The following is a 21,054-nucleotide window of genomic DNA, read 5'->3' as shown; positions in this document are numbered from 1 at the left end:
AGTCGGCGGGCACGACGGATGCCACGGCGGAGGACGCCGGGGAGGTCGCGCGAGAGGGCCACGGGTCGAGCCTATCGCACGGGCGGGAGCGGCTCGGGGACGCCCTTCGCACCGGGCGGTCGAGTAGCGGCGCAGCCGCGTATCGAGACCCTCGCATCGTCGAAGGGTCTCGATACGCGCGACTGCCTCGCGCTACTCGACCGACGTGGGCGTCACTCGCGGATGCTCGCGCCCGTGCGCTCCGCCGCGCGGGTGACGCCCGCGAGCTTCGCCTCCGTGGCCTCGTTCGCCGTGAGCGTGCGGTCGGCGGCGCGGAAGCGCAGCGCGAACGTCAGCGACTTCGACCCCTCGGGCACGCCCTGGCCGCGGTAGTCGTCGACGAAGCGCGCGTCCTCGAGCAGCTCGCCGGCACCCTCGACGAGGGCGCCGAGCACCTCGGCGGCGGGCACCGCGGCGTCGACGACGAGCGAGACATCCTGGGTCGCGGCGGGGTACGGGCTGATGGTCGACGCGTTCGGCTGGGCCGGTGCCGCGGCGATGAGCGCGTCGACGTCGAGCTCGAGCACCGCGACGACGCGCGGCAGGTCGAGCTCGTCGGCGAGGGCGGGCAGCAGCTCGCCTGCGTAGCCGACCTCGGTTCCGTTCACCGTGAGCACGGCCGTGCGCCCGGGGTGGAGGCTCGCGCGCGTGCCGGCGGCGACCGTCAGCTCGACGCCGACCGACCGGGCGACCTGCTGGGCGGCGCCGAGCGCGTCGGCGATGCCGGCCGGGACGCGGGGCTGACCCTTGCTCGCGGGCACGGTGTCGCCGAGGAACAGCGCGGCGACGTGCCACGGCTGCGGCGGGATGCTCGCGTTCAGCGCGGCGAGCACGTCGTCGGCGGGCAGCGCGGCCGTCGGGGGCACCGAGTCGACGCCGTACGCGGCATCCGCCTCGGGCAGGAAGACGACGCCGAGCTCGTACAGCGCGAGATCGGTGAGACCGCGGGAGAGGTTGCGGCGCGCGATGTCGATGAGGCCGGGCAGCAGTGAGCGGCGGAGCTCCGCGACCGTTGCGTCGAGCGCGTTCGCGAGCGCGACGACGGGCTGCTTCGACCCGTCGGCGGAGCCGAACGTCTGGTTCTGCTTCGGCGTCACGAACGGGTACGCGAGCACCTCGGTGGCGCCGGCGGCGGCGAGGTCCTGCGCGATGGCGCGGCGGAAGCGCTGCGACCGGGTGAGGCCGCGCCCGGGCGGGGCGACGGGCAGCACGCTGGGGATGCGGTCGTACCCGGAGATGCGGGCGACCTCCTCGACGAGCGAGGCCTTGTCGGTGAGGTCGGGGCGCCAGCTCGGCGGCACGACGAGCCAGCCGGTCACGTCGCGCGAGGCGCGGGCGCCGATGGCGGTCAGCGCGTGCTCGACCTCCGCGTCGTCGTAGACCACGCCGATGAGGCTCGTCGCGTACGCGACGGGCAGCAGGATCGGGGCCGGCTCGGCGTACGAACCGACGACGGTCGCGCCCTCCTCCGCGGTGCCGCCGGCGAGCTCGACCAGGAGCTCGACGGCCCGCGCGGCCGCGACGCCCGCGACGAGCGGGTCGACGCCGCGCTCGAAGCGACGGGACGCCTCGCTCGGCAGCTTGTGGCGGCGGGCGGTGCGGGCGATCGACACCGGGTCGAAGGTCGCCGCCTCGATGAGCACATCGACGGTGTCGGCGCCCATCTCGGTGGTGGCGCCGCCCATGACGCCGGCGAGGCCGATCGGGCCCGAGGCATCCGTGATCAGGAGATCCTCGGGGTGCAGGGCGCGCTCGCGCTCGTCGAGCGTCGTGAGCTTCTCCCCCGGCAGGGCGCGTCGCACGACGATGTCGCCGGACAGCCGCGCGAGGTCGTAGCCGTGCAGCGGCTGACCGAGCTCGAGCATGACGTAGTTCGTGATGTCGACCGGCAGCGAGATCGAGCGGATGCCGGCGAGGGTGAGCCTCGCGACCATCCAGGCCGGGGTCGGGCGCGTGCCGTCGATGCCGCGGACGACGCGGGCGACGAAGCCGGAGGCGCCGACGCGGCCGCGGACGGGCGCCGTGTCGTCGATCGTGACGCCGACGCTGCCGGGTGCCGCCGGGGCATCCGTGCGGAACCGCTCGGCCGGGTCGTGGAACGCGGCACCGGTCGAGTTGGAGTACTCGCGGGCGATGCCGCGAATCGACATCGCATAGCCGCGGTCGGGTGTGACGTTGACCTCGACGGCCGCGTCGTCGAGCCCGAGCAGCGCGATCGCGTCGGTGCCGACCGGCGCGTCGATGCCGAGCGTCGACAGGCGCAGGATGCCCGAGTGCTCCTCCCCCAGGCCGAGCTCGCGGGCCGACGCGATCATGCCGTCGGAGACGTGGCCGTAGGTCTTGCGGGCGGCGATCGGGAACGGCCCCGGCAGCACGGCGCCGGGCAGGGTCACGACGACCTTGTCGCCGACGAAGAAGTTGGAGGCACCGCAGACGATGCCGCGCACCTCGTCATCACCGGTGCGTACCTGGCACCAGCGGATCGTCTTGCCGTTCGACTGCGGCTCGGGCGTGAACTCGAGCACCTCGCCGACGACGATCGGGCCGCTGAGGTCGAACGTGTGGACGTCCTCCTCCTCGAAGCCGACCTTCACGAGGTCCGCGAGCACCTGCTCGGGCGTCGCGTCGGCGGGGAGGGCCACGTACTCACGCAGCCAGGAGAGCGGGACGCGCATCAGACCACCATTCCGAACTGGTGCGAGAAGCGGACATCGCCCTCGACGATGTCGCGCATGTCGGTGAGGTTGTTACGGAACATCAGCGTGCGCTCGATGCCCATGCCGAAGGCGAACCCCTGGTACTCGTCCGGGTCGATGCCGGCGGAGCGGAGCACGTTGGGGTTGACCATGCCGCAGCCGCCCCACTCGATCCAGCGGGCACCGCCCTTGGCGTTCGGCGCCCAGACGTCCATCTCGGCGCTGGGCTCGGTGAAGGGGAAGAAGTTGGGGCGCAGGCGGATTTTCGCCTCGTCGCCGAACAGCGAGCGCGCGAAGTGCTCGAGCGTGCCCTTGAGGTGCGCCATCGTGAGACCACGGTCGATCGCGATGCCCTCGATCTGGTGGAAGACCGGGGTGTGGGTCGCGTCGAGCTCGTCGGTGCGGAAGGTGCGCCCGGGCGCGACGACGTACACCGGCAGCTCGCGGTCGAGCAGCGACCGGATCTGCACGGGCGACGTGTGCGTGCGCATGACGAGGTGCCGCTCGACCGGGTCGACGAAGAAGGTGTCCTGCATCGCGCGGGCGGGGTGGTCCTCGTCGAAGTTGAGGGCGTCGAAGTTGAACCACTCGTTCTCGAGCTCGGGCCCCTCGGCGACCTCCCAGCCCATGCCGACGAAGAGGTCCGCGGCGCGCTCCATGAGGAGGGACAACGGATGACGTGCGCCCGCGGCCCGGCGCGGCGCGATCGCCGTGACGTCGACGGCCTCGGCCGCGAGCCGTGCGCGCTCCTCGGCCTCGACGAGCTCGGCCTCACGGGCGGAGAACGCCTGGTTGATCCTTCCGCGGGCCTGGCCGACGAGCTTGCCGAAGGCGGCCTTCTGCTCGTTGGGGACGCTGCGGAGGCTCGCGTTGAGCTTCGCGATGGGCGAGGCCTCGGCGGCGTGGGCCGCGCGGGCGGCCTTCAGCTGCGCGGAGTCCTGCGCCTCGGCGGCGGCGCGGAGCGCGGCCTCGACCGCGTCCTCGACCGACTGCTCGGTGATGGGGGTGGGGTCGGACACAAGCCTCAAGCTTAGTGGCGGCCCCCAGCCCTACTCGGCGAGGAGGACCAGCACCGGTTTACAGCGCCCGCCGTCGACGCGACGCGCCCTCGGGGCATCCAGGCCTAGTTGTCGCTCGAGAAGTCGTTGCTCGCAGCGCCCGCCAACGCCACGCTGCCCTCGGGCTGCGACAGGTCGACGAAGTCCTTCTTCCGGCGCCGCCCGAAGATCCCGCCGCCGCCGTTCATGAAGTTGGTGGCGGCCTGGTTGCCGGTGCGACGCGCCACGACGCGGGCGAGCCACGACAGCAGCAGGTTGATGCCGAGATAGATCGCGAACACGACGAAGAACAGCGAGAACAGGTAGTAGCTGCCGAAGAACGTGCCGTAGTTCTGCATCATCGTGCGCAGCAGCTCCGGGTAGCCGACGATGTAGCCGAGCGAGGTGTCCTTCAACAGCACCACGAGCTGGGCGATGATGATCGGCAGCATCTGGCGGAACGCCTGCGGGAACTCGATGAGGAACCGGGTGCGCAGCGGTGTCAGGCCGACCGAGAGCCCCGCCTCACGCTGCCCCTTGGGCAGCGACGCGACGCCGGCGCGGAGCGCCTCGCCGATGATCGCGCCGTTGTAGAGCGCGAGGGCGATGACGACGGCGAGGAACGACCCGGTGTTCATCACGAGCAGGATGAACAGCATCATCAGCAGCACGGGCATGCCGCGGAGGAACTCGAGCAGCACGGTCGTCGGGACGCGCACGATCTTCGACCGGGCCGTGCGCAGGAACGACAGCAGCACGCCGACGGCGATCGCGAGCACCGAGGCCAGGGCCGCGGCCCGCAGCGTCGCGGCGAGACCCTCGCCGACCCCGCGCCACAGGGCGCGGTCGAGGAAGATGTCCCATCGGGTGGGGTCGAACAGCCCGGGCTGCGTCGCGCCGCCCGCGGTGACACGGGGGCTCGCGAAGACCCAGATCACGGCGCCGAGCACGGCGGCGATGAAGAGGGTGCCGACGACGGAGATGATCCGCGACCGGCGGCGGGCCTTGGGGCCCGGCGCGTCGTAGAGGACACTGCTCATCGGAGCACCGCGACCTTCCGCTCGACGGCCTCGGCGATGCGGCCGAGGGTGATGGTGATGACGAGGTAGAGCACCGCGGTCGCGACGAGGATCGCGATGACGTCTCCTCCGTACTGGTTCGCCTGCCCACGCGCGTTCGCGAAGAGCTCGAAGATGAAGAAGGCGCCCGCCACCGAGGTGTTCTTGGTGAGGGCGATGAAGACGTTGATGAGCGGCGGGATGACCATGCGCACCGCCTGCGGCAGCACGACGAGGGTCAGTACCTGCCCGAAGCCGAGCCCGATCGCGCGGGCGGCCTCCGCCTGCCCGACCGCGACGCCGTTGATGCCCGACCGCACCGCCTCGGCGACGAACGGGGAGGTGTAGACCGTGAGGCCGAGCAGCGCGAGCACGTAGTAGTCGGAGAACGACGCGTTGATGTACGGGATGAGCGTCGCGCAGAAGAAGAGGACGAGCGTCAGCGGCACGTTGCGGAAGATCTCGGTGTACACCGTCGCGAAGGCGCGCAGCGAGGCGACGGGCGAGATGCGCATCGCCGCGATGATCACGCCGAGCACGAGCGCGCCGAAGCCGGAGATCAGCAGCAGCGAGAGCGTCGCGCCGAAGGCGCGCGCGAAGGCGGGCAGTTCTGCCAGTACGGCGTCCACGCGTCTCCTCTCGTTTCAGTGCTGACGGCCCGTCCCGCGGTGGGGACGGGCCGTCAACGGGTGGGACCTAGTAGCGGTCGACGGCCGGGGGCTCCGGCGTGTCGAGCACGGAGCCGGCGGTGGCCTCCCAGGCCTCTTCCCAGCTGCCGTCCTCGTAGGACTGCTCGAGCACGTCGTTGATCCAGTTGCGGAACTCGGTGTCCTCGAGCGCGAGGCCGATGCCGTAGGGCTCCTCGGTGAAGGGGTTGCCCACGACCTCGAACTCGCCCTGGTTCTGGTCGGCGAGACCGGCGAGGATCACGTTGTCCGTGGTCACGGCGACGGCGTTGCCGGTGCGGAGCGGCTCGAGGCACTCGGAATAGGTGCCCGCGGTGAGGATGCTCTGCGTGTACTCGCGGATGTTCGTCTCGGAGGTCGAGCCGGTCACGGTGCAGACCTTGGCGTCCGGGTTCTCCTGGAAGTACTCGGGACCCTCGATGCCCTCGGGGTTGCCCGCGCTGACCAGGAGATCCTGGCCTGCGACGTAGTACGGGCCGGCGAAGGAGACGATCTCCTTGCGGGCGTCGTTGATCGTGTAGGTCGCGATGACGATGTCGACCTGGCCCGACTCGATGAACGGCTCGCGGTTGGCCGAGACGGTCTCGACGAACTCGATGTCCTCGGCGGCGATGCCGAGCTCGGCGGCGATGATCTTGCCGATCTCGACGTCGAAGCCCTCGGGGCCGTTCGGGCCGTTGAGGCCGAAGAGCGGCTGGTCGAACTTGGTGCCGATCGTGATCGATCCGGCCTCGCTGAGCTCCGCCATGGTCGAGCCCTCGGGGAACGAGGCCTCCTCGTTGACCTCGGGGGCGCTCGAGGCGCCGGTCTCGGCCGAGTCGGTGCATGCGGTGAGCGCGAAGAGCGCGGTCAGCCCGAGAGCCGACGCGGTGATCCCCTTCTTGAGTCGCATTGTGTGCCTCCTGCTTGCTGTGGTTCCTGCCCGCCGGGTGGCGGAGAGGTTCTGGCCCTGGGGCGGCCTCAGTGGGTGAGGATCTTGCCCAGGAAGTCCTTGGCGCGGGCGCTCTTCGCGTTGGTGAAGAACTCCTCCGGGGCCGCCTCCTCGACGATCGACCCGTCGGCCATGAAGATCACGCGGTCCGCGGCCTTGCGGGCGAAGCCCATCTCGTGGGTGACGACGACCATGGTCATGCCGTCCTTGGCGAGGCCGACCATGACGTCGAGCACCTCGTTGATCATCTCGGGGTCGAGCGCGCTGGTCGGCTCGTCGAGCAGCATGAGCTTGGGGTCCATGGCGAGCGACCGCGCGATCGCGACGCGCTGCTGCTGACCGCCGGAGAGCTGGGACGGCATCTTCTTCGCCTGGTTGGCGACGCCGACGCGCTCGAGCAGCTCCATAGCCCGCTTTTCGGCCTCGGCCTTGCTCTTGCGGCGCACCTTGATGGGGCCGAGGGTCACGTTCTCGAGCACCGTCTTGTGCGCGAACAGGTTGAACGACTGGAAGACCATGCCGACGTCGGCGCGGAGCTTCGCGAGCTCGGCGCCCTCCTCGGGCAGACGCTCACCGTCGATCGTGATGAGACCGTCGTCGATCGTCTCGAGGCGGTTGATGGCGCGGCAGAGCGTCGACTTGCCCGAGCCGCTGGGCCCGATGACGACGACGACCTCGCCCCGGCCGACGGTCGTGGTGATGTCCTTCAACACGTGCAGGTCGCCGTAGTGCTTGTTGACCTTGTCGAGGACGACGAGCGGTTCCATGGCGTTCACACAATCACAGCCATCGGTGCCCGGCCAAACCCGGCGCGGAACCGTAATGGGCTCGTAACGCAGGTGCAAGGGGTCTTCGCCGATCGATCGGCGGCCCGGGCGTCAGCGGGCGGAGCGCTGGGCGAACGCGGATTCGTAGAGGCAGACGGACGCCGCGGTGGCGAGGTTCATGGACTCGGCTCGCCCGTAGATCGGCACCTTCACGACGCGGTCGGCGAGCTCGAGCGCTTCGTCCGGGAGCCCTCTGGCCTCGTTGCCGAAGAGCCACGCGACGGGCGAGTCGAGTACGCCCTCGGCGCGCGCCTCGAGCAGGTCGCCGCCCTTCACATCGGCGGCGAGCACGGGGAGCCCGGCGGCCCGGGCCCGCTCGATGACGGCGGGCAGCTCGGCCCCGACGGCGACGGGCACGTGGAACAGCGAGCCGGTGGTCGAGCGGACGACCTTGGGGTTGTAGAGGTCGACGGTGCGCCCGGTCAGCACGACGGCGTCGGCGCCCGCGGCATCCGCGGCCCGGATGATGGTGCCGAGGTTGCCGGGGTCGCGCACCTCCTCGAGGATCGCGACGAGGCGCGGAGGCTCGTCGCCACGGAAGATCGACTTCACGGATGCCGGAAACTGCCGACACACGGCGACGAAGCCCTGCGGCGTGACGGTGTCGGCCATCGCATCGAGCACCTGCTCGGAGACGAACTCGACGGGCGCGTCGGCCTGCTCGGCCGCATCCGCGAGGTCGCGGTGCCGCTCGAGGGCGGTGGGGGTGGCGAAGACCTCGACGAGGGCCTCCGGCCGGTAGGTCAGGGCCTCGCGGGTCGCCTGCGGGCCCTCCAACAGAAAGAGCCCGGTCTCGGACCGGGCTTCTCTCTTGGCCAGTGCGGCCACCGCCCGCACACGGGGCGAGCGGGGGTTGTCGAGCACGCGACCCAGCGTACCGGGCCGCGTGCTCGCACGAGGACTACGCTGCCGCGTCGACCTTGGGGGCGCTCGTGTCGGCCGGAAGGGCCGCCTTGGCGGTCGCGACGATCGACGCGAAGGTGGCGGGCTCGTTGACCGCGAGCTCCGCGAGGATGCGACGGTCGACCTCGACGCCGGCCAGGTTCAGACCCTGGATGAGGCGGTTGTAGGTAAGGCCGTTCGCACGCGACGCGGCGTTGATCCGCTGGATCCAGAGGCGACGGAAGTCACCCTTCTTGGCGCGGCGGTCGCGGTACGCGTAGACGAGGGAGTGGGTGACCTGCTCCTTGGCCTTGCGGTAGAGACGCGAACGCTGGCCGCGGTAACCCTCGGCGCGCTCGAGAACGACGCGACGCTTCTTGGCGGCGTTGACCGCCCTCTTCACTCTTGCCATGACTGTTCCTTCTGAGTCCTAGACCCGGCTTACTTGCCGAGAACCTTCTTGATCGCCTTGGCGTCGGCCGGCGCCAGAACCTGGTCGCGGCTGAGGCGACGCGTGAGCTCGCTCGACTTCTTCTCGAGGTTGTGGCGCATGCCCGCCCCCTGCTTCATGACCTTGCCGGAACCGGTCACGCGGAAGCGCTTCTTGGCGCCGGAGTGCGTCTTCTGCTTAGGCATTCTCTTCCTCTGTCACTTTCTGCGCGGCCTTGTTCTGGGCGCGCTTGGCGTTGGCCTCGGCCTTCGCGTCCGCCTTGTTCTTGAGCGGACCGATGACCATGACCATGTTTCGACCGTCGATCGACGGGGTGGACTCGACAGTCCCGAACTCCGCGACGTCCTCCGCGAACCGCTGCAACAGACGCACACCCTGGTCCGGGCGCGACTGCTCGCGACCGCGGAACTGGATCATGGCCTTGACCTTGTCGCCCGCCTTGAGGAAGCCCTCAGCGCGCTTGCGCTTGGTCTCGTAGTCGTGCGCGTCGATCTTCAGGCGGAAACGGACCTCCTTGAGGACCGTGTTCGCCTGGTTGCGTCGGGCCTCCTTGGCCTTCTGCGCCGTCTCGTACTTGAACTTTCCGTAGTCCATGATCTTGACGACGGGCGGCCGGGAGTTCGGCGCAACCTCGACCAGGTCCAGGTCTGCCTCGCGTGCCAGACGCAGAGCGTCTTCGAGTCGGACGACACCGACCTGCTCGCCGGCGGGTCCGACGAGTCGGACCTCCGGGACCCGGATTCGGTCGTTGATGCGGGGATCGCTGATGCGTAGCTCCTTTTCGAGTCTGTCTTGAGCCTCGCCGGCGACGGATGTCACTGGGGCGACAGAAAGAGGAGTCAACGCGCCGCATGCCGCGGCACGCACCCTGGCTATCCGGCTGGTTCTGGCCCTGCCGGACGGGGTGCAACTACCCGGTAACCTTGATGAGGCGGTCGACGGGTGGGAGATTCTCCACTTTCATACCGGCACGCGAACGTGCCGGAGCCTCGACAAGGGTAGCAGAGACCGTCCATCGAGGTAAGGGAGCCCCATGACCGAGGACAACGACGCCGTTCGCGACATCGCCGAGGTGCCCGCGGTCGAGGTGATCAACACCCTGGCCGTGCACCTGCTGTCGGCCGCGGCCGTCAAGCTGGGGCTCGCCGACGAGCCGGATGCCGCGGCGCACGTCGACCTCGACGAGGCCCGCAAGCTGATCAACGCCCTCGCCGGTCTCGTGACCGCGAGCGCCCCGGAGCTCGGCGACCACCACGCCCGGGCGCTGCGCGACGGCCTGCGCACGGTGCAGCTCGCCTTCCGCGAGGCGTCGCCGTTCCCCGACCCGATCGGCAAGGGCCCGGGCGAGAAGTGGACCGGCCCCGTCAACTGACGGCACTCCCTCGGGCCGCGGACGCGTGGCATCCGTCCGGGCACACCTTCGCTTCGCCTCGGCCGGGCGCATGAGCCTGGCTTCGGCACGCCGGGTCTCCCCCGCGTGCCGCCGCAGAACTCATGGTCTCCGCCCGGCAGCGAGCGGCGCTGCAGCGGCCGTCCGCGCTGCGCCGTGCGGCGTCAGCCCGCGGGCAGCAGCTTGACGGCGACGCTGTCGACGCGCGCGGCGAAGAGCTCCGACGCGGCCCAGCGCCGCGACATCCGCTCGACCAGGGCGTTGATCGCCGCCTTCTCGAGGCCGGGCTCCAACTGCAGCAGCACGAGCACCTCGGCCCCGGCGAATCGCGCGTCGGGATCTCCCGGCACGATCTGCACCGCCCGTACGGATGACTCGGGCGCCGCGCTCTCCACGACGACGCCGAGCACCTCGGCGTCGTAGTGGGCGGGCAGCCACGGCTTCTGCTGCGCGATCGCCCACACCGCCGGGCGGCGCAGCACGAACTCGGTGTCGCTCGTCGGGTCGAGGACGACGATCTCGGTCTCCTCGCTCGCGGCGGCGAGGGCGACGCGCACGCCGTCGGCCGGCACGGGCCGCGCCTTCGGGTTCCACGCCGACATGGCCTGCACCGAGGTGAACGCGGGCAGCACGCGGCGCCCGTCGGGACCCGCGACCGTGACGATCGACAGCTCCTGCGACTTGTCGGCGGCGAGGCCGTGCGCGCCGGTGGTCGTACCGTCTCCCCCGAGCTCGGCGACGAGCGGGATCAGCAGCCGCGCCGGGCGCACCGCGTCGACGACGTCGGCCTCGGTGACCTCACGGGCACGGAACCGGCGCAACGCCTCGGCGAGCCGGGGGTCGGCGCTCCCGTCGTCGTCCGCGAACGGGCTCGGGTGCGTCTCGAAGCTCCGACCGGCCCACGGCTGGCCGGCGCTGTCGGCCGCGCCGGAGGAGGTCATCAGCTGCCGGCGACGTCCAGCGCCGCGGCGAGGGTGAAGGCGCCGGAGTACAGGGCCTTGCCCACGATCGCGCCCTCGAGGCCCAGCGGCACGAGCTCGCGCAGCTCGGCGAGGTCGTCGAGGCTCGAGATGCCGCCGGAGGCGATGACCGGCTTGTGAGTGCGCTCGAGCACGGCGCGGAGCAGCTCGATGTTCGGGCCCTTGAGGGTGCCGTCCTTCGTCACGTCGGTGACGACGTAGCGGGCGCAGCCCGCCTCCTCGAGCCGCTCCATGACGGTCCAGAGGTCGCCGCCCTCCTGCGTCCAGCCGCGGGCGGCGAGGGTCGTGCCGCGGACGTCGAGGCCGACGGCGATCGCCTCGCCGTACTCGGCGATGACGTGGGCAGCCCACTCGGGGTTCTCGAGCGCGGCGGTGCCGAGGTTGATGCGCTTGACGCCGGTCTCGAGCGCGGCGTCGAGGCTCTGGTCGTCGCGGATGCCGCCGGAGAGCTCGACGTTGACGTCGCCGCGCACCTCGCGGATCACGCGGCGGATGAGCGCGCGGTTGTTGCCCCGGCCGAACGCGGCGTCGAGGTCGACGAGGTGGATCCACTCCGCGCCCTGCTTGACCCAGTCGCGGGCCGCGTCGACGGGGTCGCCGTAGTTGGTGGCCGTGTCGGCCTCGCCCTGGACGAGTCGCACGGCCTTGCCGTCGGCGATGTCGATGGCCGGGAGGAGGGTGAGCCCCGGGGAATGGTTGAACTCGCTCATGCTTCTCTTCCTGCGCGGTGGGCGACGCCCGGATGCTGCTGGTGGCGTCCGATTGCTCGGCACACGAGCATCAGATCGTAGCCCACCACGGGAAAGCCGCTCATCCGGACTCCGGTCAGAGGGTGCGCAGCCAGTTGGACAGCAGCCGGATGCCGGCCTCGCCCGACTTCTCCGGGTGGAACTGAGTCGCCGAGAGCGGCCCGTTCTCCGCGGCCGCGACGAAGCGGGTGCCGTGGGTCGCCCAAGTGACCTTCGGCTTGGCGAACTGCGGCATGGGATCGAGCGTCCACTCCGTCGCGCCGTAGGAGTGCACGAAGTAGAAGCGCTCATCGCGGAGGCCCTCGAAGAGCACCGAGTCCTCGGGCGCCTCGACGGTATTCCAGCCCATGTGCGGCAGCACGGGGGCGTCGAGTTCGCGCACCGTGCCCGGCCACTCCCCCAGGCCCTCGCGTTCGACGCCGCGCTCGATGCCGCGCTCGAACATGATCTGCATGCCGACGCAGATGCCGAGCACGGGGCGGCCGCCGGCGAGCCGGCGTTCGATCACCTCGCCACCGCGGGCGCCGTCGAGGGCGTCCATCACGGCGGCGAAGGCGCCGACGCCGGGCACGAGCAGTCCGTCGGCGGCTTGGATCGCCTTCCGGTCACCGGTGAGCGAGACGTCCGCCCCGGCCTTCTCGAGCGCCTTGACGGCGGAGTGCACGTTTCCACTGCCGTAGTCGAATACGGCGACAGTCGGTCGAGCCACGGTCAGAGCGCACCCTTGGTCGAGGGGATGAGGCCTGCGATGCGCTCGTCGGGCTGGACGGCGAAGCGGAACGCGCGGGCGAAGGCCTTGAACTGCGCCTCGGCGATGTGGTGCGGATCGCGGCCCGCGAGCACGGTGAGGTGCACGGTGAGGCCCGCGTTGAACGCGATCGCCTCGAAGACGTGGCGCACCATGGAGCCGGTGAAGTGGCCGCCGATGAGGTGGTGCTCGAAGCCCACGGGCTCGCCCGTGTGCACGAGGTACGGCCGCCCGGACACGTCGACGACGGCCTGCGCGAGGGCGTCGTCGAGCGGCACGAGCGCGTCGCCGAAGCGCGAGATGCCGGCCTTGTCGCCGAGCGCCTGCCGGATGGCGGTGCCGAGCGTGATGCCGACGTCCTCGACGGTGTGGTGGACGTCGATCTCGATGTCACCGTTCGCGCGAACCTGCAGGTCGACGAGCGAGTGCTTCGCGAACGCCGTGAGCATGTGGTCGAAGAACGGGACGGAGGTCGAGATGTCGGCCGTGCCGGTGCCGTCGAGGTCGATCGCGAGCTCGATGCTCGATTCGCTCGTCTCCCGTCCGATGCGGGCTGAGCGTGCGCTGGTCATGCCCCGAGTCTACCGAGCGCCTCGAGGAAGATCGTGGTCTCCTCCTCGGTGCCCGCGGTGACGCGGAGGGTGTTCGGCAGCCCGACGTCGCGGATGAGGATGCTCTCGCGGAAGAGCGCCTCGAACGTCGCGTGAGGATCGGCGACGCCGCCGAACAGCACGAAGTTCGCCCAGCTCTCGTAGGGGGTGAACCCCATCGCGGCGAGCTCCCGCGACATCCGGTCGCGCTGCCCGCGGATCTCGTCGACCATCGCGAGCATCGCCGGGGCGTGCGCGAGCGCGGCGACCGAGGCCGCCTGCGTCAGGGCCGACAGGTGGTACGGGAGCCGGACGAGGCGCAGGGCGTCGATGACGGCCGCGTCCGCGGCGAGGTAGCCGAGCCGAGCCCCGGCGAACGCGAACGCCTTGCTCATCGTGCGGGAGACCAGCAGGCGCGGACGACCCGGCAGCAGGGTGAGCGCCGACGGGGCGTCCTCCGGCATGAACTCCGCATAGGCCTCGTCGACCACGACGATGCCCTCCGTGGCGTCGTACGCGGCGGCGATCGCCTCGAGCGACATCGGCGTGCCGGTCGGGTTGTTGGGCGCGCAGAGGAACACGAGGTCGGGGCGGTGCTGCTCGATCGCGCGGACGGCCGTCTCGGCGCTGATCGCGAAGCCGGCGTCGCGCTCGGCGGCGATCCAGCGCGTGCCGGTGCCGGAGGCGATGATCGAGTGCATCGAGTAGGTGGGAGGGAAGCCCAGCACGCTGCGGCCGGGGCCGCCGAAGGCCTGCAGGATATGCTGCAGCACCTCGTTCGAGCCGTTCGCCGCCCAGATCTGCTCCGGCGTCACGCCGTGCCCGAGGTAACCCGCGAGGCTGGTGCGGAGCTCGGTGAATTCCCGGTCCGGGTAGCGGTTGACGCCGCGGACGGCCTCCGCGACGGCCGCGACGATGTGCTCGGCGACGTCCTCGGGGATGTCGTGGGTGTTCTCGTTGACGTTGAGCGCGACCCGCACCTTCGCCTGAGGGGCGCCGTACGGCGTCAGCCCTCGGAGGTCGTCGCGGATCGGGAGGTCGGCGAGGCTCGTCACCGTGCGAGTTTAGAGCCAGCGCCGGATGCGGACCGGTCGAGTTGCTGCCACTCCGCCTCGGCCCGACGGGTGGCGACCGCCTGAACCGCCGTCAGGACTCAGTCCGAGTACTTCGCCGGCAGCTCGAGCTCGAGGCCCGGCTCGATGTCGGCGCTCGAGACGTTGTTGAGCGACAGGATGTCGTGGACGACGTCGCGGGGGTCGGCGTGCGGCGCGACCTGCTCGGCGAGCTGCCAGAGGGTCTCGCCGGGCTCGACGGTGACGACCTCGAGGGAGACAGCCTCGCTCGTCGCAGTGGCGGACTGAGCGCCGAGCAGGCTGACGCCGGCGACGACGATCGCGGGGACGGCGGCGACGAAGCCGAGTACGACGCGCCCGCGACGGGTGATGCGCAGGTGCGAGCGGACGGGGGTGCTGGTGATCGTGATGCTCGACATCTCGTTCTCTCCTCGGTGATGCTCGCCGGCAGCTGTCGCATCGGACGCTCGGCCGGGAGCGTCCGATGCGAAGCTGTGTTCCGAACATATCTTCGAACAAGCGTTCGAGCAAGTGGTTTCCCTGCCCGAAACGCTCGAACATACGTTTGCCCGGAGCCGCGAAGCGGATACAGTTTCGATCGGTGGTCGAAAGTCGATCACCGACCACCGACATCGCAGGAGCGGGTATGGCAGCCAGTTCGAAGTCGACCGGCCGGGGCCGCGACGGACTCAGCGAGAAGCAGCTGGCGATCCTCGACGTCATCCAGCAGTCGGTCGCCTCGCGCGGCTACCCGCCGAGCATGCGTGAGATCGGTGACGCCGTAGGACTCTCGTCGCTGTCGAGCGTCACCCATCAGCTGAACCAGCTCGAGCTCGCGGGCGCGATCCGCCGCGACCCGAACCGTCCGCGGGCGCTCGAGGTGCTGAGCGAGGCGCAGTCGGTGCCGACGACCGACCTGCCGGTGCCGAGCGGCGGCGACGCCGCGCTCGTGCCGCTCGTGGGCCGCATCGCTGCCGGCATCCCGATCACGGCGGAGCAGCAGGTCGAGGACGTCTTCCCGCTCCCCCGTCAGGTGGTCGGCGGCGGCGACCTCTTCATGCTCAAGGTCGTCGGCGACTCGATGATCGACGCCGCGATCTGCGACGGCGACTGGGTCGTCGTGCGGCAGCAGACCACGGCCGAGAACGGCGAGATCGTCGCGGCGATGCTCGATGAGGAGGCGACCGTCAAGGTGTTCCGTCAGCGTGACGGGCACACGTGGCTGCTCCCCCGGAACACGGCCTTCGAGCCGATCCTCGGGGACTTCGCGCAGATCCTCGGCAAGGTCGTCGCGGTCATCCGCTCGGTCTGACGTACATCCCGGAAACACGGATGCCCCGGGCACTGCTGCCCGGGGCATCCGTCGTCCGGTGCGATCAGTTCTGCACGAACTCGCTGAATGCGCCCGCCAGTTCGGCGCTCAGCTGCGCGTGCACCTTCGTGCCGCCCTCGGCGTAGTCGATCGAGAGCACGCGGGCCCGCTGGTGCAGGGTCGAGACGACGTCACCGCGGTCGTAGGGCACGAGCAGGTCGAGCTCGACCCCCGGCACCGGGAGCGCATCGGCGATCCGCTGCAGCAGCTCCTCGACGCCCTCGCCCGTGCGCGCCGAGACGAACACGGCGCCGGGCTCGAGGCCGCGGAGCACGAGGCGGGTGTCGTCGTCGACGAGGTCGGCCTTGTTGAAGACGACGATCTCGGGGATGGCGCGGCCGTCGACCTCGCCGATGACGTCGCGCACCGTCTTGATCTGGCTTGCCGGATCCGGGTGCGACCCGTCGACGACGTGCACGATCACGTCGGAGTCGCGCACCTCCTCGAGCGTCGAGCGGAACGCCTCGACGAGCTGGTGCGGCAGGTTGCGCACGAACCCGACGGTGTCGCTCAGCGTGTAGACGCGGCCGTCCTCGGTGCGGTTGCGGCGCACGGTGGCGTCCAGGGTCGCGAACAGCGCGTTCTCGACGAGCACGCCGGCGCGGGTGATCCGGTTGAGCAGGCTCGACTTGCCGGCGTTCGTGTAGCCCGCGATCGCGACCGAGGGCACCTCGAAGCGGTTGCGGTTGGCGCGCTTGGCCTCACGGGCGGGGGCGAAGCCCTTGATCTGCTTGCGCAGCCGCGCCATGCGGGAGTGAATGCGGCGACGATCGAGCTCGATCTTCGTCTCACCGGGGCCGCGGCTTCCCATGCCCGCGCCGGCGCCACCGACCTGGCCACCCGCCTGGCGGGACATCGACTCACCCCAACCGCGCAGACGCGGGAGCAGGTACTCGAGCTGCGCGAGCTCGACCTGCGCCTTGCCCTCGCGGCTCTTGGCGTGCTGGCTGAAGATGTCGAGGATCACGGCCGTGCGGTCGATCACCTTGACCTTGACGACGTCCTCGAGGGCGCGCCGCTGGCTGGGCGCGAGCTCGGTGTCGGCGATCACGGTGTCGGCGCCGAGCGCCGCGACGATGCCCGCGAGCTCCTCCGCCTTGCCGCGGCCGAGGTAGGTCGCGGGGTCGGGGTTCGGCCGGCGCTGGAGCAGCCCGTCGAGCACCACGGCGCCCGCCGTCTCGGCGAGGGCCGCGAGCTCGCGCAGCGAGTTCTCGGCGTCCGTCTGGCCGCCCTGGGGATGCACGCCGATGAGCACGACGTTCTCGAGCCGCAACTGGCGGTACTCGACCTCGGTGACGTCCTCGAGTTCCGTCGAGAGCCCGCTGACGCGGCGGAGCGCCTGCCGGTCCTCACGGTCGAACTGGTCGCCGTCCCGGGTGTCCGAGTAGGCGTTGTCGTCCTGGAGCGCCTGAGCGCCCGAGGAGAACAGAGTGAATCCCGCCGCCCGCGATGCCTCGTGATCGAGCACGCGCTGGACGGCGTCGTCGCGAGCGTCGGTGTCAGTCATTTCCTTAACCTTAGTTCTCCACTTGTTCGGTATGGTTCCCGCTATGTCCGGTGAGCATTACTTCTCCGGGTCCCCCACCAGCGCACCCGCTTACCGGAGGATCTCGGTGAGCCTTGCCGGTGCCGTGCGCGAAGTGACGACCGCGGCCGGTGTGTTCAGCCCGGAACGACTCGACGTCGGGACGCAGGTTCTCCTGTCGTCCGTTCCCGAGCCGCCGCCCGGCGGACATCTGCTCGACCTGGGTTGCGGTTGGGGACCGATCGCGCTGACGCTCGCGCTCGAATCACCCCGTGCCACCGTCTGGGCCGTCGACGTCAACGAGCGTGCGCTGGACCTCGTGCGTCGCAACGCCGAGTCCCTCGGTCTCGATAACGTCAACGCCGTCACCCCCGACGATGTTCCCGAGGACGTGCGGTTCATGACCATCTGGTCGAACCCGCCGATCCGGGTCGGCAAGAACGAGCTGCACGCGATGCTCGAGCACTGGGTGCCGCGGCTCGAGCCGGGGTGCGACGGATGGCTCGTGGTTGCCCGCAACCTCGGCTCGGACTCTCTGCACCGCTGGCTGCAGTCGACGCTCCCCGCCGACTTCCAGGTGTTGCGGGCCGCGACGAACAAGGGCTACCGGGTGCTGCGCACCAAGCGCCGGCGACCGACCGACGGGCCGGACGCGGACGAGGCCTAGAGCTCGAGCACGCCGTCGAAGACGAGCTCCGCGGGGCCGTTGAGCGCCACGTGCTCGCCGTCCTCGGCGGGGAACATCCGCACGCCGACGACGCCGCCGGGCACCTCGACGCGCCACTCGTTCGGCGCTTTCGGGCCGGCCCAGTGCCGCGTCGCGAGGGCGGCCGCGGCCGCGCCCGTGCCGCAGGAGAGGGTCTCGCCGCTACCGCGCTCGTGCACCCGCATCCGGATGCGGCCGATGCCGTCCTTCACCAGCGGATCTCTCGGAACGACGAACTCCACGTTCACGCCGCCGGGTACCTCGGGCTCCACGTGCGGGATGTACGCGAGATCGGCGGACTCGAGTTCCTCATCGCTCGACAGGGCGACGACGATGTGCGGGTTGCCGACCGAGATCGGCTGACCGGGCCGCGCGACCTGCAGGTTCTTCGCGCGCACGAGGGGCTCACCGTCGGGCAGCTCCCAGCGCCCCAGGTCGACGGAGAAGCCGAGCGTCGAGTGCTGGACGTCGCGCACCCCGGCGCGGGTGCCGATGGCGATGGTGCCGCCCGGGGGCAGCTCGGCGAGGCCGTTCTCGAGCAAGTAGCGGACGTAGACGCGGATGCCATTGCCGCACATCTCCGCGACCGAACCGTCGGCGTTGTGGTAGTCCATGAACCACTCGGCGTCCGGGTCCTCGGCGAGGGCTGCGGCGCCGTCGGGCAGGTTGGCGGAGCGCACGGCGCGGATGACGCCGTCGCCGCCCACTCCGAAGTGCCGGTCCGCGATGGCGGCGATCTGCGACGGCGTGAGGTCCACCTCGCCGTCGGGATCGGTGAAGAGCACGAAGTCGTTGCCGGTGCCGTGGCCCTTGGTGAAATGCAGCGTGCTCACGTGGGAAGCCTAGCGAGGGCGGCATCCGTCGCGTCGGAGTCGTCGGCATCGATCCACGTCGCCGGGTAGCGGCGGAACCAGCTGACCTGACGCCGCGCGTAGCGGCGGGTCAGTGCCTGCGTCGTCTCGATCGCCTGCCGCTCGTCGAGGTCGCCGCGCAACTGGGCCGCGGCCTGCGCGTAACCGATCGCCCGGCTGGCGGTCACGCCTCGCTCGAGCCCCCGGTCGACGAGCCGTCGCACCTCGTCGAGCATCCCGTCGCGCCACATCTGCTCGACGCGGCGGTCGAGCCGCTCGACGAGGACCTCGCGGGGGCTCGACCGGCCGAGGACGACGGCGGGCCGCCAGAAGGCGTCCTCGCTCGGCAGGCCGGACCCGAAGGGGCGTCCCGTGATCGCGACGACCTCGAGCGCCCGCACCAGCCGTCGCCCGTTGTGCGGACCGATCGCGGCGGCGGCGGCGGGATCGACGGCGGCGAGGCGGCGGTGCAGCGCGGTCGCGCCCTGCTCCTCGAGCGCGCGCTCGAGGTCGGCCCGCACCGCGGCATCCGTGCCGGGGAACTCGAAGTCGAAGAGCACGCTCGAGACGTAGAGGCCGGAGCCGCCGACGAGCACGGGGACGGCGCCGCGCGCCTCGATCGCGTCGATCACGGCGCGAGCCTCGGTCTGGTACCGGGCGACGCTCGCCTCCTCGGTCACGTCGAGCACGTCGAAGAGGTGATGCGGGACGCCGCGCCGTTCGGCCTCGGGAACCTTCGCGGTGCCGATGTCCATGCCGCGGTAGAGCTGCATGGCGTCGGCGTTGACGATCTCGGCCGGTCGCCCGCGGGCGGCGAGGGCCTCGGCGAGGTCGAGCGACAGGCCGGTCTTGCCGGTGCCGGTGGCGCCGACGATCGCGATGATCAGCGGCGGCCGTCCGTCACGTCGTAGATGGGCAGCGTCGCGACGGTCGGGGCAGGACCGACCCGGAGTCCCGGCAGCCCGAGCGAGACCTTGGCCGGCCCGGACGAGGGCGCGGCGGGCACGCCGCAGCTGGCCGCCTGGGCGGCGTCCCACGCGTCGCCGGCGCGGGTGCGGCGGATCGGCAGAGGCGCCCCGTCGAGGCTGTCGGCGAGCAGGTGGAACGGCGCGGCGTGCGTGACCGTCACCGTGACGACGTCGCCGGGCCGTGGGACGGCGCTGCCCGCCGGCACCTCGAAGTGCACGAGGCGGCTGTCGGCGGCACGCCCCGAGAGGCGGTGGGTCTCGGCGTCCTTCTTGCCCTCCCCGGTGGAGACGAGCACCTCGATCTGCCGGCCGACCTGCCGCAGGTTCTCCTCGTGCGAGATGCGTTCCTGCAGCGCGACGAGGCGGTCGTAGCGCTCCTGCACGACGGCCTTGTCGATCTGGTCGGGCAGGGTCGCGGCGGGGGTGCCGGGGCGGATGGAGTACTGGAACGTGAATGCGGAGGCGAAGCGCGCCGCCTCGACGACGCGCAGCGTCTCCTGGAAGTCCTCCTCGGTCTCGCCGGGGAAGCCGACGATGATGTCGGTGGAGATCGCCGCGTCGGGGATGCGGGCGCGCACCCGGTCGAGGATGCCGAGGAAGCGCTCGGAGCGATACGAGCGGCGCATCGCCTTGAGGATGCGGTCGGACCCGGACTGCAGCGGCATGTGCAGCTGCGGCATCACGGCGGGGGTCTCGGCCATCGCGTCGATGACGTCGTCGGTGAACGCCGCGGGGTGAGGGCTCGTGAAGCGGATGCGCTCGAGACCCTCGATCTGACCGGCCGCACGCAGGAGCTTGCCGAACGCCTGACGGTCACCGAACTCGACCCCGTAGGAGTTGACGTTCTGTCCGAGCAGGGTGACCTCGATCGCGCCGTCGTCGACGAGGGCCTGGATCTCGGCGAGGATCTCGCCGGGGCGGCGGTCCTTCTCCTTGCCGCGCAGGGAGGGCACGATGCAGAACGTGCAGGTGTTGTTGCAGCCGACCGAGATGGAGACCCAGCCGCTGTAGGTGGAGTCGCGCTTGGTGGGCAGCGTCGACGGGAACGTCTCGAGCGACTCGAGGATCTCGAGCTGAGCCTCGCCGTTGTGCCGCGCGCGCTCGAGCAGCGTGGGCAGGGCGCCCATGTTGTGTGTGCCGAAGACGACGTCGACCCACGGCGCCTTCTCGAGGATCATCGACTTGTCCTTCTGGGCGAGACACCCGCCGACGGCGATCTGCATGCCCTCGTGGCGGCGCTTGACGCCGGCGAGGTGTCCCAGGTTGCCGTAGAGCTTGTTGTCGGCGTTCTCGCGCACGGCGCAGGTGTTGATGACCACGACGTCGGCCTCTTCGCCGTTCGCCGGCACGTAGCCTGCCGCCTCGAGCGACCCCGAGAGTCGCTCGGAGTCGTGCACGTTCATCTGGCAGCCGTACGTGCGCACCTCGTAGGTGCGCGGCGCGGCGACGGGGCGGTCGTCGAGGAGGGTCATGGTGCGGTCAGTTTACGTCGCGG

General features: G+C 70.9%; 23 protein-coding genes. 3 read left to right on the top strand and 20 right to left on the bottom strand.

Going from position 1 to position 21,054, the window contains the following annotated elements; all coding sequences use genetic code 11:
* Window positions 1-212: 212 nt before the first annotated feature.
* The 10 genes from pheT to infC all read right to left on the bottom strand — a co-directional run bounded on the left by pheT (window position 213) and on the right by infC (window position 9,426).
* The gene (gene pheT, locus JUB10_RS13695; protein ID WP_207457613.1) at window positions 213-2,714 is read right to left on the bottom strand and encodes a phenylalanine--tRNA ligase subunit beta; all 2,502 of its coding nucleotides are present in this window, start codon (window positions 2,712-2,714) and stop codon (window positions 213-215) included.
* Window positions 2,714-3,754, bottom strand: a complete 1,041-nt coding sequence (gene pheS / locus JUB10_RS13690) for a phenylalanine--tRNA ligase subunit alpha (protein ID WP_207457611.1) — start codon at window positions 3,752-3,754, stop codon at window positions 2,714-2,716. Before pheS ends, pheT begins: the two co-directional genes overlap by 1 nt.
* Window positions 3,755-3,858: 104 nt before the next feature.
* Window positions 3,859-4,812: an amino acid ABC transporter permease gene (locus JUB10_RS13685; protein WP_207457609.1), complete on the bottom strand. Its 954-nt coding sequence runs from the start codon at window positions 4,810-4,812 to the stop codon at window positions 3,859-3,861.
* Complete coding sequence (locus JUB10_RS13680) at window positions 4,809-5,459, bottom strand: amino acid ABC transporter permease (protein WP_207457607.1); 651 nt, start codon at window positions 5,457-5,459, stop codon at window positions 4,809-4,811. Before JUB10_RS13680 ends, JUB10_RS13685 begins: the two co-directional genes overlap by 4 nt.
* 67 nt (window positions 5,460-5,526) lie before the next feature.
* Complete coding sequence (locus tag JUB10_RS13675; protein WP_207457605.1) at window positions 5,527-6,408, bottom strand: glutamate ABC transporter substrate-binding protein; 882 nt, start codon at window positions 6,406-6,408, stop codon at window positions 5,527-5,529.
* Window positions 6,409-6,476: 68 nt separating this feature from the next.
* Window positions 6,477-7,214, bottom strand: a complete 738-nt coding sequence (locus JUB10_RS13670; RefSeq protein ID WP_207457603.1) for an amino acid ABC transporter ATP-binding protein — start codon at window positions 7,212-7,214, stop codon at window positions 6,477-6,479.
* Window positions 7,215-7,325: 111 nt separating this feature from the next.
* Window positions 7,326-8,138: a TrmH family RNA methyltransferase gene (locus JUB10_RS13665; protein WP_207457601.1), complete on the bottom strand. Its 813-nt coding sequence runs from the start codon at window positions 8,136-8,138 to the stop codon at window positions 7,326-7,328.
* Window positions 8,139-8,175: 37 nt separating this feature from the next.
* Window positions 8,176-8,568, bottom strand: coding sequence for a 50S ribosomal protein L20 (gene rplT / locus JUB10_RS13660; RefSeq protein WP_207457600.1), 393 nt, complete (start codon window positions 8,566-8,568; stop codon window positions 8,176-8,178).
* Between the two features lie 29 nt (window positions 8,569-8,597).
* Entirely contained in the window at window positions 8,598-8,792 is a 195-nt protein-coding gene (gene rpmI, locus JUB10_RS13655) for a 50S ribosomal protein L35 (protein ID WP_207457598.1), read from the bottom strand.
* Complete coding sequence (gene infC / locus JUB10_RS13650; RefSeq protein WP_307859237.1) at window positions 8,785-9,426, bottom strand: translation initiation factor IF-3; 642 nt, start codon at window positions 9,424-9,426, stop codon at window positions 8,785-8,787. Before infC ends, rpmI begins: the two co-directional genes overlap by 8 nt.
* Before the next feature lie 214 nt (window positions 9,427-9,640).
* Here infC and JUB10_RS13645 point away from each other — a divergent pair, with 214 nt between their 5' ends.
* Window positions 9,641-9,979: a DUF1844 domain-containing protein gene (locus JUB10_RS13645; RefSeq protein WP_207457596.1), complete on the top strand. Its 339-nt coding sequence runs from the start codon at window positions 9,641-9,643 to the stop codon at window positions 9,977-9,979.
* A 182-nt stretch (window positions 9,980-10,161) separates the two neighbouring features.
* Here JUB10_RS13645 and JUB10_RS13640 read toward each other — a convergent pair whose 3' ends face one another.
* From JUB10_RS13640 to JUB10_RS13615, 6 genes are all read right to left on the bottom strand, one after another.
* Window positions 10,162-10,938: an SseB family protein gene (locus JUB10_RS13640; RefSeq protein WP_207457594.1), complete on the bottom strand. Its 777-nt coding sequence runs from the start codon at window positions 10,936-10,938 to the stop codon at window positions 10,162-10,164.
* Window positions 10,938-11,687, bottom strand: a complete 750-nt coding sequence (priA, locus tag JUB10_RS13635) for a bifunctional 1-(5-phosphoribosyl)-5-((5-phosphoribosylamino)methylideneamino)imidazole-4-carboxamide isomerase/phosphoribosylanthranilate isomerase PriA (RefSeq protein WP_207457592.1) — start codon at window positions 11,685-11,687, stop codon at window positions 10,938-10,940. Before priA ends, JUB10_RS13640 begins: the two co-directional genes overlap by 1 nt.
* A gap of 115 nt (window positions 11,688-11,802) precedes the next feature.
* Window positions 11,803-12,435, bottom strand: a complete 633-nt coding sequence (gene hisH / locus JUB10_RS13630; protein WP_207457590.1) for an imidazole glycerol phosphate synthase subunit HisH — start codon at window positions 12,433-12,435, stop codon at window positions 11,803-11,805.
* Window positions 12,436-12,437: 2 nt separating this feature from the next.
* Window positions 12,438-13,046 carry an imidazoleglycerol-phosphate dehydratase HisB gene (hisB, locus tag JUB10_RS13625; RefSeq protein WP_207457589.1) on the bottom strand — a complete coding sequence of 203 codons (609 nt, stop codon included), beginning with the start codon at window positions 13,044-13,046 and terminating at the stop codon, window positions 12,438-12,440.
* Window positions 13,043-14,119: a histidinol-phosphate transaminase gene (locus tag JUB10_RS13620; protein ID WP_207457587.1), complete on the bottom strand. Its 1,077-nt coding sequence runs from the start codon at window positions 14,117-14,119 to the stop codon at window positions 13,043-13,045. Before JUB10_RS13620 ends, hisB begins: the two co-directional genes overlap by 4 nt.
* Window positions 14,120-14,217: 98 nt before the next feature.
* On the bottom strand, window positions 14,218-14,556 hold the full coding sequence (locus tag JUB10_RS13615; RefSeq protein ID WP_207457586.1) for a LysM peptidoglycan-binding domain-containing protein: 339 nt from the start codon (window positions 14,554-14,556) through the stop codon (window positions 14,218-14,220).
* A 227-nt stretch (window positions 14,557-14,783) separates the two neighbouring features.
* On the opposite strand from JUB10_RS13615, the gene lexA reads away from it, so the two are divergent.
* Window positions 14,784-15,449 (top strand): transcriptional repressor LexA, encoded by a 666-nt coding sequence (lexA, locus tag JUB10_RS13610; protein ID WP_207457585.1) that lies wholly within the window; start codon window positions 14,784-14,786, stop codon window positions 15,447-15,449.
* Window positions 15,450-15,513: 64 nt separating this feature from the next.
* On the opposite strand, the gene hflX is transcribed toward lexA, so the two are convergent.
* Window positions 15,514-17,016, bottom strand: a complete 1,503-nt coding sequence (gene hflX, locus JUB10_RS13605; RefSeq protein WP_207457584.1) for a GTPase HflX — start codon at window positions 17,014-17,016, stop codon at window positions 15,514-15,516.
* 43 nt (window positions 17,017-17,059) lie between these two features.
* Between hflX and JUB10_RS13600 the strand changes: the two genes are divergently transcribed.
* Window positions 17,060-17,701: a class I SAM-dependent methyltransferase gene (locus JUB10_RS13600; protein ID WP_207457583.1), complete on the top strand. Its 642-nt coding sequence runs from the start codon at window positions 17,060-17,062 to the stop codon at window positions 17,699-17,701.
* Here the strand turns inward: JUB10_RS13600 and dapF are convergent.
* Genes dapF through miaB form a run of 3 tightly spaced genes read right to left on the bottom strand, consistent with a single transcriptional unit; the run spans window position 17,698 to window position 21,031 of the window.
* On the bottom strand, window positions 17,698-18,573 hold the full coding sequence (gene dapF, locus JUB10_RS13595; RefSeq protein WP_207457582.1) for a diaminopimelate epimerase: 876 nt from the start codon (window positions 18,571-18,573) through the stop codon (window positions 17,698-17,700). The genes JUB10_RS13600 and dapF overlap by 4 nt on opposite strands.
* Complete coding sequence (gene miaA, locus JUB10_RS13590; protein WP_207457654.1) at window positions 18,570-19,478, bottom strand: tRNA (adenosine(37)-N6)-dimethylallyltransferase MiaA; 909 nt, start codon at window positions 19,476-19,478, stop codon at window positions 18,570-18,572. The genes dapF and miaA overlap by 4 nt, the downstream gene beginning before the upstream one ends.
* A complete protein-coding gene (gene miaB, locus JUB10_RS13585; RefSeq protein WP_207457581.1) occupies window positions 19,475-21,031 on the bottom strand; it encodes a tRNA (N6-isopentenyl adenosine(37)-C2)-methylthiotransferase MiaB in 1,557 nt (518 codons plus the stop codon). Before miaB ends, miaA begins: the two co-directional genes overlap by 4 nt.
* Between the last annotated feature and the right edge of the window lie 23 nt (window positions 21,032-21,054).

The sequence above is a fragment of the Desertivibrio insolitus genome, from assembly GCF_017355965.1.
GTDB lineage: Bacteria > Actinomycetota > Actinomycetes > Actinomycetales > Microbacteriaceae > JAFIQW01.
This window is presented reverse-complemented; position numbering and strand designations above follow the sequence as displayed.